Source organism: Nonomuraea sp. NPDC049784 (assembly GCF_040659615.1).
GTDB lineage: Bacteria > Actinomycetota > Actinomycetes > Streptosporangiales > Streptosporangiaceae > Nonomuraea.
Genome location: NZ_JBFAMX010001214.1, coordinates 1 through 1,357, shown reverse-complemented (window position 1 = coordinate 1,357; position 1,357 = coordinate 1). Strand labels below are relative to the sequence as shown.

Below are 1,357 nucleotides of genomic sequence, written 5' to 3'. Positions count from 1 at the left end.
GTCGTACGCGAGGTCGGTGAAGTCGCGCCGCAGGAACAGGCGGTAGGCCAGCGCGGCGGCGAGGACCGCCCACGCGAGGCTCACCGCGAGGCCGATGAGGAGGGGGCCCGCCTGCGCCGGGCTGGTGAAGAGCCCGCGCCAGGCGAGGAAGGCGTGGCTCGGCAGGGCCAGCTGCAAGGCCACCGGCAGCGGGAGCAGCTGTGCGAGCTGCAGCGCCAAGGCGAGCAGTAGGGGCATCAGCAGCCCCATCGGAGAGCGGCCGAGGGCGATTGAGCCGAGGAGGCCGACCGCGGCGAACGCCAGCGTCGGCGCCAACGCGCAGACCCACGAGAGCAGGACCGTGCCGGCCGCGTCCGCCGGGGCGAGGAGATGGCCGTCCAGTCCGATGAGCGGCCGGTTGCCGGCCACGACCAGGCCCCCCGCGACGCTCGAAGCGGCCAGTCCGGCCGCCAGCAGCAGGATCACGGTGAGGCTGGCAAGGGTCTTCGCCACGAAGATCCGCCGCGGGGAGCGGACCGCAACGAGGAGGTGGCGCCAGGTGCCCAGCCGGTCCTCGACGGCGAAGACGTCGCCGGCGACCAGCGCCGTCAGCAGCGGGAGCGCCCAGCTGCACGCGAAGTCCAGCACGACCAGCGACCCCGCCCAGCCGGTCGCGTTCATCGAGCGGCCGAAGACCGTGTCGGTGGGTAGCGAGCTCTGCAGGCTCACCGCGGCCACGAAGGCCGCGGGAGCGAGCCAGCAGGCGAGCAGCAGCAGGCGGATCCGCCACTGGGAGAGCAGCTTGACCAGCTCGAACCGGTAGCCGTGCAGCACGGGCGCCGGCCGGGCGCCGGCCCGGGGTTCGGTGACGGTCGAGGTCATCGCAGGTCCTCCCGGTCGGTCTGTGCGGGTACGGTCCCGGTCAGGGCCAGGTACGCGGCTTCGAGCGGCGCCACCACGGGCCCCAGCTCTCGGAGCGCCACGCCGGCTTGCACGAGCCGTACGACCAGCTCGTCTAGGGCCGTCACCGGCCCGCGGACGACGACGGTGTCCGATCGTTGACCGGGGTCGCGGCCAGGCAGGACGCGGAGCCCGGGCGTCTCTGACGCCAGCCGGTGAGCGGCCTCCGGGTCGGAGGTGAGCAGCCGGTAGTCGAGCTCGCCACTCTCGGCGGCGAGCTTGCTCACCGGCCCGGAGAAGACGACCCGCCCGGTGGCGAGGATGGTGACCTCGGAGCACAGCGCGGCGAGGTCGTCCATCCGGTGGCTGGAGAGGACCACCGAGACACCGCCGCCGCACCTCGTCGAGGTGACCAGGACCGCCATGCTGATCACGATCATGAACATCATGATCGCCACTGACGACGACGATCCGCTGC

General features: G+C 73.0%; 1 protein-coding gene and 1 pseudogene. Both read right to left on the bottom strand.

Annotation, left to right across the window (positions count from 1 at the left end):
• On the bottom strand, nucleotides 1-861 hold an 861-nt coding region (locus tag AB0J09_RS64830; protein ID WP_360714455.1), incomplete at its 3' end, for an ABC transporter permease.
• Nucleotides 858-1,357: pseudogene (locus AB0J09_RS64825) on the bottom strand (hypothetical protein); the annotation flags it as partial. The gene AB0J09_RS64830 and the pseudogene AB0J09_RS64825, both read right to left, overlap by 4 nt.